At 53.4% G+C, this 14,675-nt stretch carries 16 protein-coding genes; 8 read left to right on the top strand and 8 right to left on the bottom strand.

Annotated elements, in window-relative coordinates; all coding sequences use genetic code 11:
- Nucleotides 1-7 precede the first annotated feature (7 nt).
- The 4 genes from KNP76_RS09290 to KNP76_RS09305 all read right to left on the bottom strand — a co-directional run bounded on the left by KNP76_RS09290 (nucleotide 8) and on the right by KNP76_RS09305 (nucleotide 2,854).
- Nucleotides 8-208: a spore coat protein gene (locus KNP76_RS09290; RefSeq protein ID WP_214844360.1), complete on the bottom strand. Its 201-nt coding sequence runs from the start codon at nucleotides 206-208 to the stop codon at nucleotides 8-10.
- A 17-nt stretch (nucleotides 209-225) separates the two neighbouring features.
- Nucleotides 226-621, bottom strand: a complete 396-nt coding sequence (locus KNP76_RS09295; RefSeq protein WP_214844362.1) for a DUF2512 family protein — start codon at nucleotides 619-621, stop codon at nucleotides 226-228.
- A 222-nt stretch (nucleotides 622-843) separates the two neighbouring features.
- Nucleotides 844-2,364, bottom strand: a complete 1,521-nt coding sequence (locus tag KNP76_RS09300; RefSeq protein ID WP_214844364.1) for an FAD-dependent oxidoreductase — start codon at nucleotides 2,362-2,364, stop codon at nucleotides 844-846.
- 124 nt (nucleotides 2,365-2,488) lie between these two features.
- Complete coding sequence (locus KNP76_RS09305; protein WP_214844366.1) at nucleotides 2,489-2,854, bottom strand: hypothetical protein; 366 nt, start codon at nucleotides 2,852-2,854, stop codon at nucleotides 2,489-2,491.
- A 200-nt stretch (nucleotides 2,855-3,054) separates the two neighbouring features.
- Between KNP76_RS09305 and KNP76_RS09310 the strand changes: the two genes are divergently transcribed.
- Entirely contained in the window at nucleotides 3,055-3,933 is an 879-nt protein-coding gene (locus tag KNP76_RS09310) for a manganese catalase (RefSeq protein ID WP_214844368.1), read from the top strand.
- Between the two features lie 28 nt (nucleotides 3,934-3,961).
- On the opposite strand, the gene KNP76_RS09315 is transcribed toward KNP76_RS09310, so the two are convergent.
- A complete protein-coding gene (locus KNP76_RS09315; protein ID WP_214844371.1) occupies nucleotides 3,962-4,810 on the bottom strand; it encodes a MurR/RpiR family transcriptional regulator in 849 nt (282 codons plus the stop codon).
- 229 nt (nucleotides 4,811-5,039) lie between these two features.
- Between KNP76_RS09315 and KNP76_RS09320 the strand changes: the two genes are divergently transcribed.
- The 4 genes from KNP76_RS09320 to gntK all read left to right on the top strand — a co-directional run bounded on the left by KNP76_RS09320 (nucleotide 5,040) and on the right by gntK (nucleotide 11,404).
- Nucleotides 5,040-7,442: an EAL domain-containing protein gene (locus KNP76_RS09320; protein ID WP_251137417.1), complete on the top strand. Its 2,403-nt coding sequence runs from the start codon at nucleotides 5,040-5,042 to the stop codon at nucleotides 7,440-7,442.
- A 134-nt stretch (nucleotides 7,443-7,576) separates the two neighbouring features.
- Nucleotides 7,577-8,461 (top strand): phosphogluconate dehydrogenase (NAD(+)-dependent, decarboxylating), encoded by an 885-nt coding sequence (gene gnd / locus KNP76_RS09325; RefSeq protein ID WP_214844378.1) that lies wholly within the window; start codon nucleotides 7,577-7,579, stop codon nucleotides 8,459-8,461.
- Nucleotides 8,462-8,543: 82 nt separating this feature from the next.
- A complete protein-coding gene (locus KNP76_RS09330; RefSeq protein WP_214844380.1) occupies nucleotides 8,544-9,887 on the top strand; it encodes a GntT/GntP/DsdX family permease in 1,344 nt (447 codons plus the stop codon).
- An 11-nt stretch (nucleotides 9,888-9,898) separates the two neighbouring features.
- Entirely contained in the window at nucleotides 9,899-11,404 is a 1,506-nt protein-coding gene (gene gntK / locus KNP76_RS09335; RefSeq protein WP_214844382.1) for a gluconokinase, read from the top strand.
- Between the two features lie 36 nt (nucleotides 11,405-11,440).
- Here the strand turns inward: gntK and KNP76_RS09340 are convergent, their stop codons facing one another.
- The gene (locus tag KNP76_RS09340) at nucleotides 11,441-11,959 is read right to left on the bottom strand and encodes a dihydrofolate reductase family protein (RefSeq protein WP_214844384.1); all 519 of its coding nucleotides are present in this window, start codon (nucleotides 11,957-11,959) and stop codon (nucleotides 11,441-11,443) included.
- Between the two features lie 75 nt (nucleotides 11,960-12,034).
- Here KNP76_RS09340 and KNP76_RS09345 point away from each other — a divergent pair, with 75 nt between their 5' ends.
- Entirely contained in the window at nucleotides 12,035-12,925 is an 891-nt protein-coding gene (locus KNP76_RS09345; protein WP_214844386.1) for a helix-turn-helix transcriptional regulator, read from the top strand.
- Nucleotides 12,926-12,960: 35 nt separating this feature from the next.
- On the opposite strand, the gene KNP76_RS09350 is transcribed toward KNP76_RS09345, so the two are convergent.
- Together KNP76_RS09350 and KNP76_RS09355 are read right to left on the bottom strand one after the other, a co-directional pair.
- Nucleotides 12,961-13,227, bottom strand: coding sequence for a Txe/YoeB family addiction module toxin (locus KNP76_RS09350; RefSeq protein WP_034814603.1), 267 nt, complete (start codon nucleotides 13,225-13,227; stop codon nucleotides 12,961-12,963).
- Entirely contained in the window at nucleotides 13,220-13,474 is a 255-nt protein-coding gene (locus KNP76_RS09355) for a type II toxin-antitoxin system Phd/YefM family antitoxin (protein ID WP_128123417.1), read from the bottom strand. The genes KNP76_RS09350 and KNP76_RS09355 overlap by 8 nt, the downstream gene beginning before the upstream one ends.
- Nucleotides 13,475-13,681: 207 nt before the next feature.
- Here KNP76_RS09355 and KNP76_RS09360 point away from each other — a divergent pair, with 207 nt between their 5' ends.
- Together KNP76_RS09360 and KNP76_RS09365 are read left to right on the top strand one after the other, a co-directional pair.
- Complete coding sequence (locus KNP76_RS09360; RefSeq protein ID WP_034814601.1) at nucleotides 13,682-13,954, top strand: hypothetical protein; 273 nt, start codon at nucleotides 13,682-13,684, stop codon at nucleotides 13,952-13,954.
- 96 nt (nucleotides 13,955-14,050) lie between these two features.
- Entirely contained in the window at nucleotides 14,051-14,527 is a 477-nt protein-coding gene (locus KNP76_RS09365) for a GNAT family N-acetyltransferase (RefSeq protein WP_214844388.1), read from the top strand.
- The last annotated feature ends 148 nt before the right edge of the window (nucleotides 14,528-14,675 follow it).

Raw genomic sequence — 14,675 nt, forward strand, 5'->3', positions numbered from 1 at the left:
CTCCTTGTCATTGACGATCTGGTAGTAATTCTTTCAACTCTTTAATCACTTGTTCCGCATGTGATAAATGATTTTGGGCAATCTTTTGTAACTTCTCATCTTTGATGAGCGGCTCGCTCACATATCCCCGGACGAGACCTGTTTGTTTCATCGTCAAGATCTCATGAATCTCTAAAATCTCGTGAATCGCTAACTTATTTTCTGCCATTGCTGATCCTCCTTGTCTTAACGTGTCGATGGGCGGGCGTGGACGTCCGCTTCTCTACGTTTATGGTTCAATAGCCACTTGTGGAAGAAGAATTCCACGATGGCGGTCACGATGGCCGTATAGAGTGCCATCCATGCAAAACTCGAGTCAGCTGCAAGATCAAAGTCAAGGAGCCATAAGAAGAACCACGTCAAGAAGAAGACGAGCCCGAAATCTGCAATCGTTGCAGTGAGATTCCCAAATTTCCGTAACACGAACATATCGCCCACCCCATAGGCGATGAAACCGACTGCAATTGAAATCCATGCGGCGTGATACCATGGAACCTCAAATCCGAGTGTCAAAACCGCGATAAAAACAACGAGCAAAGCTCCTAGTTTGATACTCAATGCCTTTCCATGATTCACTTCCATCGTTGTCCCTCCTCTCTGTTTAAAGTACTCGGTATATAGACCAACGTTCCCTCGTCTTACTAAATAAAACGAGAATTTTTTCCAGCTTTATCGCGGTAAAATGTTGATAGTTTGTATCTCATTCTCAAACTCTAAATAAACCAGCGCTCCCCCCATTGCAGACAGGAAACGCTGGCATTTGGTTTTAACCCATTGTTTTTTAGAAACATTTACAACTTGATTTCATATTTTGGGTGGAAGCGACTTAACTGCCGGACCTTCGATGACTTCGCCGTTTGGTTTGAAGCGCGAACCGTGACATGGACAGTCCCATGAGCGCTCGGCTTGGTTCCAGTTGACAGTGCAACCCATATGCGTACAAGCCGACCCGACCATTGAGATGTGGCCATCCGGGTCGCGATAAGCGGCAACATGTTCGCCGTTATGTTTGACGATAGCTCCTTCGTCTAGACCGAGTTTGTCCACTTGTTTATCCGTCGGTTTCAATTTACCTTTGACGAGCTCCTTGGCCACATCGGCATTCGTCTTGATGAAGCGGGCCGCGTCGGCAAGTTTCCATTTCGACCGGGTTGGATCATACAGCTCCTCATAGCGGTTCGGTTGGTTCGTGATCAAGTCGGCGATAAGGCGCGCCGCGACGATTCCTTGGCTCATCCCCCATTTTGAGAAGCCGGTCGCAACGAAAACATGCGGCGTATCGTTCGTCATCCGCCCGATATATGGTACTTTGTCGAGAGTGATCAAATCTTGGGCCGACCAATGGTGGGTAAACGTCTCGGCACCGAAATGACGTGTCCCGAAGTTGCCGAGTTCCTCATAACAGGCCAGCGTCTCTTCTTTATGACCTGTCAAATGGTTCTCGCCACCGAACATGGCCATCTTCTTTCCATTAGCGAGCTTCACATGACGGACAGAACGGCTCGGCTTGTCGACGCTGATGAACATGCCTTCCGGGAACGTCTCAACTTCAGACGAGACGACATACGAGCGTTCCACTTCCATTTTCGAAAAATACAGTCCTTTGAAGTCGTTGAACGGGAAATGGGTCGCGACGACGACGTCTTGCGCCTCGATGGAGTGACCCGTGATTGTGTCGAGCCGATGCGGTGTCCCGTATTCAATGCCGGTCACCCGCGTCATTTCATAGAGCGTCCCCCCGAGCTCGAGGAAGCGGTTCATCAGCCCTTGTAAGTATTTGACCGGATGGAACTGGAGCTGGTCGCGCATGACGGTCGCCTTCTTCACCTCATACGGCAACAGACCATTCACTTCATTTGTCGCATCGCCTCCGTCAATGCCTAGCTTCTCATACGCCTCCTCTTCCTTCTCGAGAAGTTTCGCCGAGCTCGAAGACGAAAAGGCATACATATAGGCGTGTTGCCGCTCGAGGTCACAGTCGATGCCGAGCGTGTCAATTTGGTTCTCGAGGAAACGGAGCGCTTCCATATTGGCCTCGTAATAGAGCCGCGCATTTTCCTCACCGAGCGACTTGATGAGTTCGGTATAGACGACACCGTGCTGGGCTGAGACTTTGGCCGTCGTATATCCGGTCGTGCCGGTCGCGAAACGGGCCGCTTCGACCAAGACGACCTGCTTCCCTCGTTCAGCCAATTGCAGGGCAGCGAGTACGCCGACGATTCCTGCTCCGACCACAGCGACATCGGTCTGAATATCTTCATTGAGCGGGTTCACTGTCTTCACGACGACGTCGCGCCAATACGATTTCGGAAAATCTTGTAACATATGTGTCCCTCCTTTTTAGCAATCAGCGACAGTTTCGAATGCATGGGTGAATTACCCTTCATTCGTTAAGGAGAAACAAAAAAAGAGACCTGAGTCAGGTCTCTTGGTCGGCCGGGATGACCACCTAATCGAATTGTTGATCGCGACAGAGCGTGATTGCCTGCATCGCAAGTTGATAATCTGGTTCCGGTAATGTGATCAGTTCCGTCGGTAACACCCATTCCTTATTGTTATACAGATGAATGACGAGTTTGACGAGGATGAAATCCTGCTTCTCGAACGTGTTGTCATCGATGATGGTCGCCGTACTGATTTTGCCGTCCGCAAGGTCCATATACGGCAACAACAGATTCCGTACCCGCTCATTCCCGGCAATCACGTACAGGGCGGAAAAATACTCTTTCTTGACGTCGCCGGGATTGTTGAGACGCTGTGCCAACTGTTTGAACACGTCGTAGTGTTCGGTCGTCAAGAATTCAAGGTTGTTCATAGCAGTCGTTCCTCTCTGTTTAGACAAAAATCAATCTGTTACTATTAATTCCACCCTTTGATCAATTGTAACCCTCAGATGATCCCCATACCCCTACTTGTATTTGGAAATCTTTTTCAAAATCAGGTTTGATACCTATTGATAGTGGAACTATACCTTTGTCGTGCATTTACCACTTGTTCAAACAAAGGAGGAATTCTATGTTTCGCCATCAGAAGGAATTGCAGTTTGAAGTGAACGTCGATCGTCCGGATCCACAGCTCGCCCGTCAAATTCAAGAGGTGCTCGGCGGTCAATTCGGGGAAATGACCGTCATGATGCAATACTTGTTCCAAGGCTTCAACTGTCGTGGGGAGGAGAAGTATAAGGACATGCTCATGGATATCGGGACCGAGGAAATCGGTCACGTCGAGATGCTGTGCGCCCTCATCTCACAACTGCTCGACGGGGCGTCACCGGACGACCAGGCCGAGGCAGCCAAAGACCCGGCGACAGCGGCCATCCTTGGCGGAATGAACCCGCAGCATTTAATCGTCAGCGGGCTCGGCGGACTGCCGACGAATTCGAATGGGGTTCCATGGAACGGTTCGTATATCGTCGCGAGTGGAAACTTGCTCGCCGACATGCGCTCGAACTTACACGCCGAGACACAGGGCCGGCTGCAAGTCGCACGGTTGTATCATATGATGAAGGACGAAGGTGTCCGGAAAGTGTTCCGCAAGATGCTCGCCCGTGACCGCTACCACCAATACCAATGGATGGCGGCAATCGATGAGCTTGAACAGAAGAACGGCATCATCGTGCCGGCAAGCTTCCCGGCGAAGGACGAGTTGGAAGCTGAGAAACACGGTCTCGAGTTCTGGGACTTGTCGGTAGGCAATGAGTCGAGCCAAGGGAAATGGGCGACGGGCAGCGCGCCAGACGGTGCCGGCGACTTCGTCTATTTGAGCGACCCGGCCCCGCAAGGTCAAAAGCCGGTCATGAAAATCCCGGATAACACACTCCATCACGATTTAGATGCCCCGGGTGGTGTCGAGAAAGTCGTCAAAAAAGTCGCGGATCAAATCAAACGGAAATGAAGAAAGGCTGGCCCGAGGGTCAGCCTTTTCACATGCGCCGGAGCGAGATGGCCTCACGCATCTTTTGGAGCGATTCTCTTCCCTCTTCCCCACGGCGCATCATGACGGCGGTGAACAGGGCGTCGATCAGACTGAGCTCGGCGATGCGCGAGGCGAGCGCCTCGGAGCGAAACTCCGTCTCTTGCGACACGGTGTAGAGGGCGACGTCACACAGCTTCGACAGCGGTGACTTCGCATAGTTGGTGATGGCAATCGTCGGGACGCCGCGCTCGTTCAGCACTTTTGCCACGTCGAGTATGTCTTTCGAGGCGCCCGAGTGTGAGATGAGCACCGCGACGTCGTCGTTTGTCAGTTGCGACGCCGACATGAGCTGCATGTGCGACTCGAGGTTTGCCGTGACGAACAGTCCGCTCCGGACGAACTTGTGATACGCATCGAGTGCGATGATGGCCGAGCCCCCGCTGCCGAAGAACTCGATGCGGCGCGCCGACAACAACAGCGTGACGGCCTTGTCGAGCGACGTCGCGTCCAAAATCTGTCGCGTCGCTTCGAGCGTCTTCACGTTCGACGTGAAAATCTTCTCGGCGATCTCAAGCGGCGTGTCCTCGTTCGAGATGTCCTCATGGATGTCTTGGAGCGGTGCGACGACATCGGTGGCGAGCGCGATTTTCAGCGCCTGATAGCCTTTGAAGCCGACGCGCTGGCAAAAACGGAAAACGGTCGACTCGGCGACGTCGAGGTCGTCGGCGACTTGATTGATCGTATGGTGGATGATGCGTTCCGGTTGCTTCAAGATATAGTCGGCGATGCGTTGCTCTTTCTTACCGAGTGTCGAATAAGCACCGCGGATGCGGGCCAGGCCGTTCATCGATTCCATATGTCTCACCCTTTTTCTTTTTACGATACCGTTTCGAAAAAAATTCCGCAATCAAAGACTGACCGTTCTTTTCGCCAATGTGCCAAACTATTGACCCACTGTGGAAAACATTCCCTTCACGTCAAGACAAATATGCTAAGCTAGGAAAGCTCATTTTTGAGAAACTATCAGCTTTCGTCCATTTGTCCCGACTTTATTAGAGAAAGGGTTGGTCCCCATCGAACACCATTTGCATAGCACGTACAGTCTCCCGCTCGTCCTCCTCTCCATCGCCGTCGCCATCTTCTCCGGATATGTCTCGCTCGATATCAGCAGCCGTCTCAAATACTCCGAGCACGTCTCCCGCATCCGTTGGGTGAGCGCCGGGGCCCTCAGTCTCGGCCTCGGGATATGGGGGATGCATTTCATCGGGATGCTCGCTTTCCATCTAGAGGCCGACGTCTCTTACCACATCGGCATCGTCATCGCCTCAATCATTCCGGCAATCATCTCGTCCGGGTTCGCCTTCTATACCGTCAGTCAACGGTCGGCCCGTCCGCGCGACCTCGTCATCTGCGCCGTCTTCATCAGCATCGGGATCGTATCGATGCACTATGTCGGCATGGAAGCGATGTTGATGGACGCCGACATCACGTACGACCCGTTCATGTGGCTCCTATCCGCCGTCGTCGCATTCGTCGCCTCGCTCGTCGGCTTGTACTTGATGTTCTCGCTTCCTGACGTCTCGCGCTTCCATTGGCGCAAGGTGACGAGCGCAATCCTGATTGGCCTCGCCGTGTCCGGGATGCACTACATCGGCATGTCCGCCGCCGAGTTCACCCCGACCACGACCGAGAGCGCATCCGGCTTCTCGATGGACAGCGCCCTGCTCGCCTATTGGATTGGCGGCAGCGTTATGACGCTCTTCCTGCTCATGCTCATCTCGGTACGGAACGAGAAGCAACTCGAGACGCAGTCCGAAGAGCTCGAGATGCGCTTCCAATCGGTCGTCGAATCAGCGAACGACGCCATCATCGTCGCCGACCAGGATCGTCGCATCGTCGAATGGAATCATGGCGCTGAGCGGTTGTTCGGCTGTCCGGCCGAGAAGATGCTTGGCCAATCAATCACCCTCATCATACCGGAGCGTTTTCGGGACGCGCACGAGCGTGGCATGCAACGGTACGAGGCGACAAAAGAAGCACGCGTCATCGGCCAGACGGTCGAGCTCGTCGGGTTACGGCACGACGGGACCGAGTTCCCGCTCGAGATGTCGCTCGGGACGTGGACGACCGAGAAAGGCATGTTCTTCAGCAGCATCATCCGAGACATCAGTGAGCGGAAACAGATTCAAGAACAGATTAACGACCTCGTCTACTTGGACACGTTGACCGGCCTGCCGAACCGCCGCCTGTTCAACGACCGGCTCGACGCCTTGCTCGCCCAAGGGAACGAGTCGACGTTCTCGCTGTTCTATATCGATCTCGACAATTTCAAGGTCATCAACGACCGATTCGGCCACTCGACAGGCGATGTGTTTTTACGTCAAGTGACGGACCGCTTGCTGACGACAATCGGAAAAACCGACACGCTCGCCCGGCTCGGCGGTGACGAGTTCATCATCCTGTCACCGAACACCGGCAGCAACCTGGCGGCCCATCGTGCCCAGCAGATCACGAACGCGTTGAACCAATTATTCATTCTCGAGGGCGAGGAAGTGTTCACGAGCCTCTCTATCGGAATTTCGCTCTATCCGTCAGATGGCCACACGGCCGACGACCTGTTGAAGAACGCCGACATCGCCATGTATCGGGCGAAAGAGGACGGCAAGAACGGCTTCCAGTTCTTCACGAAAGAGATGAACGAGTCCGTCGCCCGGAAGTCGCAGCTCGCGATGGCGCTCCGAAAAAGCATCGGTCGCGGCGAGTTCACGATCCATTATCAACCGCAAATCAATCTTGAAACCGAGGCCTTGATTGGCGTCGAGGCACTCGTACGTTGGACGCATCCGGAGCTCGGAATGATTTCCCCGGCCGAGTTCATCCCGATCGCCGAAGAGACCGGCAGCATCCATCGCCTCGGTGAGTTCGTCTTGAACGAGGCGTGCCGACAGAACAAGGCATGGCAGGATGCGGGCGTCACCCCGTTCCGCGTCGCCGTCAACATCTCGGCACTCCAGTTCGCGCAGAAAGATTTGCCGGTCATCGTCAGCCAGGCGCTCGAGGCGTCAGGCCTCGCGCCGGAATATCTCGAGCTCGAGCTGACGGAGACGGTCATCCAAAGCGCCCAGAGCGCCATCGAGACGATGGAAGAACTCGTCGCGCTCGGTGTCCACTTGTCAATCGACGACTTCGGGACCGGCTACTCGTCGCTCAGCTACTTGAAGCTGTTCCCGATCGACACGCTGAAAATCGACCAACATTTCACGAAAAACATCGAGACGGACTCGAAAGACGCCGCCCTCGTCAAGACGATCATCCGGATGGCGCACGAGCTCGGGTTGAACGTTATCGCCGAAGGGGTCGAGACGAAAGCGCAGGCCGAGTTCTTGAAGGCCGAGGACTGCAATCAAGCGCAAGGCTATTACTACAACAAGCCGATGCCGGCCGAGGAACTCGATTCGTTCCTGTATCGGTATAAGAAAAGTGTGTGACACGAGACGCGACCGGAGACGGGTGCGTCTTTTGTATGGAAATCGAAATTAATTTCATTTTTAATATTTTTTTCGAATTATTTTTGATATGATGAGACAGAGATGAAATAAAATTCGATTTTAGAGGTGACGATATGGAAATCGGTTTGATTGGATTGGGCAAGATGGGATACAACTTGGCATTGAACTTGAGCGACCACGGCCATCGCGTCGTCGGGACGGACGCAGGACAGGTCGAGGCGACCGATGCGTTCGAGATCGTGTCGACGCTCGAGGACGTCGTCAACTCGCTCGAGACACCACGTGTCGTCTGGGCGATGGTGCCGGCCGGTGACATCACCGAGGCCGTACTGGCAGAACTGCTTGAAAAACTCGAACCGGGTGACATCGTCATCGACGGCGGCAACTCGAACTACAAGCTGTCGGTCGCACGCGCCGAACAGTTCAGCGCCAAAGGCATCGCCTTCTTCGACTGCGGGACGAGCGGCGGCACGGAAGGTGCCCGCAACGGCGCCTGCACGATGGTCGGTGGTGACGCGGACGCTTGGCCGACGATTGAACCGATTTTCAAAGATCTCTCGGTCGAGAACGGCTACTTGTATACGGGACCTGCCGGCAGCGGCCACTTCTTGAAGATGATCCACAACGGCATCGAATACGGGATGATGCAGGCGATTGCCGAAGGGTTCGACATCTTGGAGAAGAGCCCATTCGATTACGATTACGAACAGGTCGCCCGCGTCTGGAATCACGGTTCGGTCGTCCGCTCATGGTTGATGGAGTTGACCGAGAACGCGTTCTCGAAAGACGCGAAGCTCGACGACATCCGCGGCGTCATGCATTCCTCAGGGGAAGGAAAATGGACGGTCGAGACGGCGCTCGAGTTACAGGCGGCGGCCCCGGTCATCGCCATGTCGCTCATGATGCGCTATCGCTCGCTCGAGGACGACACGTTCTCAGGGAAAGTCGTCGCCGCGCTCCGCAACGAGTTCGGGGGCCACGCGGTCGTCAAGAAATAACCGCAAGGAAAAGGTCAGGGGTGGCCTTTTCCTTTGTAAATATTTGTAAACGGTTACACAACCAATAAAGGGGGAAATACATATGTCGGGTTCGACACTCATTTTAATCGCAGTCGCAGGGATTTTCTTGCTCTTATTCTTAGTCATGCGGACGAAGCTCCACGCCTTCGTCTCACTTCTCCTCGTCAGTCTACTCGTCGGCGTCGCGGCCGGTATGCCGCTCGGGGACGTCATCGCCTCGATCCAGAACGGGATGGGCGGCACGCTCGGCTTCGTCGCCGTCGTCGTCGGTCTCGGTGCTATGTTCGGTAAGATGTTAGAAGTCTCGGGTGGTGCGGAACGCCTCGCCCAGACGCTCGTCAATAAGTTTGGAGAAGACAAGGCGCAATGGGCGCTCGCCCTCACCGGCTTTATCGTCGCCGTCCCGGTCTTCTTCGACGTCGGCTTTATCATCCTCGTTCCAATCGTTTACGGCCTCGCCAAAAAGACGGGCCGCTCGCTCTTGTACTACGGGATTCCGCTCCTCGCGGGTCTCGCCGTCACGCACAGCTTCATCCCGCCGACGCCGGGTCCGATTGCCGTTGCCAACTTGATTGGTGCCGAGCTCGGATGGGTCATCTTGTTCGGGGTCATCGCAGGGATTCCGGCAACGATTCTCGCCGGACCAGTTTTTGCGAAGTATATCGCCAAGAAAATTCACGTCACTATCCCGGACTATATGGAGTTCGAAGAGATTGATACGTCGAAAGAATTGCCGAGCTTCAAGATGATCGTCTCGCTCATCTCGATTCCGCTCGTGTTGATTCTCGCCAACACGTTGTCCGCCGTCTTGCTTGAAGAAGGCAACGGCATCCGCACGTTCTTCACGTTCATGGGTCACCCGTTCGTCGCCTTGACGCTCGCGACGCTGCTCACGTTCATCTTCCTCGGCACACGCCGCGGCTATACACGTGACGAGGTGCAAGAGATTGCGACGAAAGCACTCGAACCGGCCGGGATTATCATCCTTGTCACGGGTGCCGGTGGCGTGTTCAAACAAGTATTGATCGACTCAGGTGTCGGTGACGTGCTCGGAGAAATGATGGCCGGTTCAGCACTCCCGGCGATTGTGCTCGCCTTCTTGATTGCGGCCGTCGTCCGTGTCGCCCAAGGTTCGGCGACCGTCTCGATGGTCACGGCGGCAGGACTCATCACGCCGCTTCTCGAACTTCAAAATATCACCGGTGCCGCGCTCGGCCTCATCGTCATCGCCATCGCCTCGGGTGCGACGGTACTCTCGCACGTCAACGACTCAGGTTTCTGGCTCGTCAACCGCTACTTCGGTTTGGATGTGAAAGACACGCTCAAGTCGTGGACCGTCATGGAAACGATTATCGGATTGACCGGCTTCGCGGTCGTCTTCTTGATTAGCCTATTTATCATTTAAGTTAGGAAGTGATGTGTGTGTATACGATTGGTGTCGATATCGGGACGACGAGTACGAAGGCCGTCCTGTTCCATAATCAGCAACAACTCGCGGTACATAACGTGCTGTACCCGCTCCTCACCCCGGACACGGAGACGGCCGAGCAAGACCCGGTCGTCATCTACGGAGCCGTCTTGGAAGCCATCTCGGCCGTTCGGGCACATGCCGACGGTCCGGTCCGCTTCGCGTCGTTCAGTTCGGCGATGCATAGCTTGATCGCGCTCGACGCGTTAGGCCGCCCGCTCACCCACAGCATCACCTGGGCCGACAGCCGGGCCAACCCGTATACGCAAGAGATCAAACGCGAGTTCGATGCGAGCGCGCTCCATATGCGCACCGGCACACCGGTCCATCCGATGGCGCCACTGTCGAAACTGCGTTGGCTGAAAGCGGAACATCCGGACGTGGTCGACCAGGCGGCCAAGTTCGTCTCAATCAAGGAGTACGTCTTCTATCGCCTGACCGGTCGTTTCGTCATCGACCATTCGATCGCCTCGGCGACAGGGTTGTTTAATTTGAAGAACTGCGACTGGGATGCGGAGGCGCTCGACATCGCCGGGGTCACGCCGGAACAACTGTCCGAACTCGTGCCGACGACGGAGATTGTAACGCTAAAATCGGATGTTGTTGAGACGCTCGGCTGGGACTTCCCGCTCGTCATCGGGGCGAGCGACGGGGTGTTGTCAAACCTCGGTGTCGGGGCGTTCGAACCAGGCGTCGTCGCCGTCACGATCGGGACGAGTGGCGCCATCCGTACGGTCGTCCGCGAGCCGGTCGAGGATCCGAAAGGACGTATCTTCTGTTATGCTTTGACCGACAAGCATTGGGTCATCGGCGGCCCGGTCAATAATGGCGGCATCATCTTGCGCTGGCTCCGTGACGAGTTCGCGGCGAGCGAGGTCGAGACGGCGAAACGGCTCGGGATGGACGCCTATGATGTGTTGACGCGGATCGCCGAGACGGTGAAGCCGGGCTCGGACGGCCTGTTGTTCCATCCGTATTTGATGGGTGAACGGGCCCCGCTCTGGGACTCGAACGCACGCGGTTCGTTCTTCGGCCTCAGCATCCACCACAAACGCGAGCATTTCATCCGCGCCGTGCTCGAAGGCGTCATCTTCAACTTGTATACTGTCATGCTGGCGCTCGACGAGTTGACAGGCGCGCCGAACCGGATTCACGCGACGGGCGGCTTCGCCCAGTCGAGCCTATGGCGCCAGATGATGGCCGACATCTTCGATACGCCGGTCGTCGTGCCAGAAAGCCACGAGAGTTCATGTCTCGGTGCCGTCATGCTTGGAGAGTATGCGTTCGGCGACGTGGATGACTTCACGGCCGTGCCACAAGTGACTCATGAGCATGCGCCAAACATGGAAGCGACGACCGTTTACCGGGAGCTGTTGCCGATTTACATCCGCTTGTCGCGTCACTTGGCGGAAGAATACGAAGCCATTTCGGATTTTCAACGGAAGCATGTATGAGAGAAGACCAAGTTCGCGATGAACTTGGTCTTTCGTTTACTTCTCATACGTCACCATGACGAACTGTCCCGACGCCCGTTGGCTCGTCAGTCTCAACTTCGTCTCTTTCGTGCCTTCTGGGAAGAGTGGGATGCCTTCGCCTAACACGACCGGGGCGATGGCAATCTCATAGCTGTCGATCAAGTCGTGTGCCATCGCTTCCTTGATGATTTCACCTCCTCCGACGATCCAAATGTCTCCATCGACGTCTTGCTTCAACCGTTCGATGAGCTGGTCGATCGGCTCGTCGGTGAACGTGACGTGTTCGGCTTCCCGGTCCGGGTTCCGCGTCAAAGTATAGTTCGGGATGTCCTTGTACGGATAGCCGTTCGGCTCGAGCACCAGCACTTCCTCATACGTTTTCCGTCCCATGATGACAGCGCCGACCGTCTTGAAAAAGTCGGCGTAGCCGTTGTCTCCCTCCCCCTCGACCGCAAACAACCAATCGAGTTGGTCGTTCGTTCGGGCGATCTTTCCATCTAAACTTGTCGCGATATATAAGACGACATTTCCCATGATTGATTCCTCCTTAATTCGTGATACATTTAGCTTAATCAATAAACACGACAAAACTTGACGGGAATGGATTAAATGAAAAAACGACATTTGCAGTTGATTCGATTGTTGAATCGGGGCCGGCGGTTCACGGCAGACGAACTCGCGTCAGAGACAGGAGCCTCGGTCCGGACGATTCAGCGCGACATGCTGACGCTCGAGGAACTCGGCTATCCGATTCGGAGCGTCCCCGGCACGGGTGGCGGTTATGAGATGTTGCCGAACCGATTGCTCCCGCCGCTCCAACTTCGGGAGCAAGAAGCCGTCGCGCTCTACCTCACGCTCAAATGGATGGAACAGATTCCGGACGTGCCGTTCGGTGAGTTACGCGACTCGTTGTCCGACTGGTACGTACATGAATTGCCGCATGACCTCGAGATAAAAATCAGTCGGCTCGAGAAGAACATCCTTTGGCTCGGGAACAAGATCGCAACACCCGCTCCGTTCACGAAAGACGTGTTTCAGGCGGTTGAACGGAGACAGAAAATCGAGCTGACGTACGCAACGACGAAAGGATCACGTACGTTCACGATCGCACCATGCGGGATGTCGCTTCTCGATTTAAAGTGGTATGTGTATGGCCTCTCTGATTATGGACTGCGTCAATATCGGATTGACCGGATTGAAGCGATGCGTCTACTCGATGAGACGTTCGAAGCGGACGATTTGGAGACGCTCCTCAAGACAAGTGACGAACGCCTCGGGGTGACCGTCCGACTCGAGCTCACCCCGCTCGGCCGTCGTTTACTTGAAGACGTATTACCCGATATCAAGCAGCGGAATGAGTGGAACGTGCCAGAAGCTGAGCTTCCGTTTTTGTCGCGGCAATTGCTCGCGGCTGGGGCGGAAGTCGAAGTCGTCGAGCCGATTGAACTACGGGAGATGATGCGGGATTACGCCGGAAGGTTGTGGGAAATGTATCAATAAAAAATGGACTCATACCGTGATAGGTGTGAGTCCATTTACAAGTAGTGATAACGACATTGTAAAATCTCTACATATTGATTCATAACTCTATAAACGAGTCTGTGCTCTGAATCAATTCTACGACTATAGAAACCTTGTAAGTTCCCTTTTAATGCTTCTGGTTTACCAATCCCATTCAAATTTCCGTTTCTTCTAACATCCTCGATTAACAAATTGATTCGCTTTAATTTCTTTTTATCTTCTTTTTGCCAATACAAATAATCTTCCCACCCATTGTCAGTGAATAATAAAGATTTACTCATTCATTAATTCTCTTTCTGTAGCTTCATTATGTTCAATCTGTTTAATAGATTCTAATAGCCGCTCTGCATTCTTCGGGCTTCTTAACAAATAAATGGTTTCCATTAAGCTCTCGTATTCTTGCTCCGACATAATGACCGCATTTTCACTATTCTTTCGTGAGATGACAATCGCTTCGCTATTTTCATGGACTTGATCTAATACTTTTTTAAAGTTTTTACGTGCATCACTGTAGGTAATTGTAGACATAATGACCACTCCTTCCATGTTCTAATTGTACTTTTATTTGTACAATAAAACAACTAACTGATACGCCTTAAAATACGAATAACTAAGAAAGGTGTTTTCTCATATGTAATATCAAACTGAATAAAAAGATAATCCTTTTCACTCATATTAAAGATGTAATTTAATGGTAATATCGATGTGAGGCTATCATAAGGAAGGAGTCTTGTTATGAATAATAAACTATCCTTCTCCACACTATTTCTCTCCATCAGTGTCATTTCGCTATTAGCTGTCATAGTGTATCTCAACGTCTCGACGATCGAATTGAATGAGACAATCGGTTCAGGGCTATTCTACTCGAAAGGCTATTATGAGGAAGGCAATATGATCGTCATGGAGCAAGGCATCGGTGTCATCACGTTGCCACTCGCTATCGGTCTCGTCGCATCGACACTCATCAAGCTCGTCCAGCACTATAAAGTAACGTCGTTCACGAAATGACAACACGCCCTTCAATCCGATGATTGAAGGGTTTTTCTATGACTATTCCCTGCTGGTCATCCACGGTACACTAAGAGAACACAGGAGGGATTCATCATGACATTCACGACGACCCGCTGCCTCATCCGACCGTTCGCGCAACATGACATCGAACCGTTCATGGCATATCGGAACGACTTGGAATGGATGCAGCACCAATCGTTCAAAGGATTGACTTACGAAGAATATGAATGCGCTTTACTCGGCGAACAAGCCATCACGCAAGGCATGCAACTCGCCATCATCGACCAGGAGACGAATGAATTAATTGGTGATTTGTATGTGCAACAAGACAGGACGACGTATTGGATCGGCTATACGATTTCACCCCGCCGCGCGCGCCAAGGCTATGCGTCCGAGGTCGTGTCAGGACTGATTCGTCACTTGTCCGACCAAGGGGCCGAGACGATTAAAGCCAGCGCTCTTCCGACGAACGAGGCGTCGCTTGCCCTCTTGAAAAAGTTGAACTTCGTCTACTTGACGACAGAGGATGATGAACGGATTTATCAACTCGACGTGAGCCGACCTAAATGATCACGACATGACTACCTTTGATCATTCATGTTTCGCTTCATCCTTTCATCGGAGATGTGTTGACACTCCCACAGCTAAAGCAGTGGGATTCTGAAGTGCTTGTGCGAGCGCAGTCCATTTCTGTTTTGCTCAAGCCTTCAGATGAGGG

Source organism: Exiguobacterium sp. s150 (genome assembly GCF_018618435.1).
Classification (GTDB): Bacteria; Bacillota; Bacilli; order Exiguobacteriales; family Exiguobacteriaceae; genus Exiguobacterium; species Exiguobacterium alkaliphilum.

What these genes read in the sequence shown, in the direction of transcription:
- KNP76_RS09290 (WP_214844360.1), bottom strand. Translation starts at nt 208, where the DNA reads ATGGCAGAAAATAAGTTAGCGATTCACGAGATTTTAGAGATTCATGAG.
- KNP76_RS09295 (WP_214844362.1), bottom strand. Translation starts at nt 621, where the DNA reads ATGGAAGTGAATCATGGAAAGGCATTGAGTATCAAACTAGGAGCTTTG.
- KNP76_RS09300 (WP_214844364.1), bottom strand. Translation starts at nt 2,364, where the DNA reads ATGTTACAAGATTTTCCGAAATCGTATTGGCGCGACGTCGTCGTGAAG.
- KNP76_RS09305 (WP_214844366.1), bottom strand. Translation starts at nt 2,854, where the DNA reads ATGAACAACCTTGAATTCTTGACGACCGAACACTACGACGTGTTCAAA.
- KNP76_RS09310 (WP_214844368.1), top strand. Translation starts at nt 3,055, where the DNA reads ATGTTTCGCCATCAGAAGGAATTGCAGTTTGAAGTGAACGTCGATCGT.
- KNP76_RS09315 (WP_214844371.1), bottom strand. Translation starts at nt 4,810, where the DNA reads ATGGAATCGATGAACGGCCTGGCCCGCATCCGCGGTGCTTATTCGACA.
- gnd (WP_214844378.1), top strand. Translation starts at nt 7,577, where the DNA reads ATGGAAATCGGTTTGATTGGATTGGGCAAGATGGGATACAACTTGGCA.
- KNP76_RS09330 (WP_214844380.1), top strand. Translation starts at nt 8,544, where the DNA reads ATGTCGGGTTCGACACTCATTTTAATCGCAGTCGCAGGGATTTTCTTG.
- gntK (WP_214844382.1), top strand. Translation starts at nt 9,899, where the DNA reads ATGTGTGTGTATACGATTGGTGTCGATATCGGGACGACGAGTACGAAG.
- KNP76_RS09340 (WP_214844384.1), bottom strand. Translation starts at nt 11,959, where the DNA reads ATGGGAAATGTCGTCTTATATATCGCGACAAGTTTAGATGGAAAGATC.
- KNP76_RS09345 (WP_214844386.1), top strand. Translation starts at nt 12,035, where the DNA reads ATGAAAAAACGACATTTGCAGTTGATTCGATTGTTGAATCGGGGCCGG.
- KNP76_RS09350 (WP_034814603.1), bottom strand. Translation starts at nt 13,227, where the DNA reads ATGAGTAAATCTTTATTATTCACTGACAATGGGTGGGAAGATTATTTG.
- KNP76_RS09355 (WP_128123417.1), bottom strand. Translation starts at nt 13,474, where the DNA reads ATGTCTACAATTACCTACAGTGATGCACGTAAAAACTTTAAAAAAGTA.
- KNP76_RS09360 (WP_034814601.1), top strand. Translation starts at nt 13,682, where the DNA reads ATGAATAATAAACTATCCTTCTCCACACTATTTCTCTCCATCAGTGTC.
- KNP76_RS09365 (WP_214844388.1), top strand. Translation starts at nt 14,051, where the DNA reads ATGACATTCACGACGACCCGCTGCCTCATCCGACCGTTCGCGCAACAT.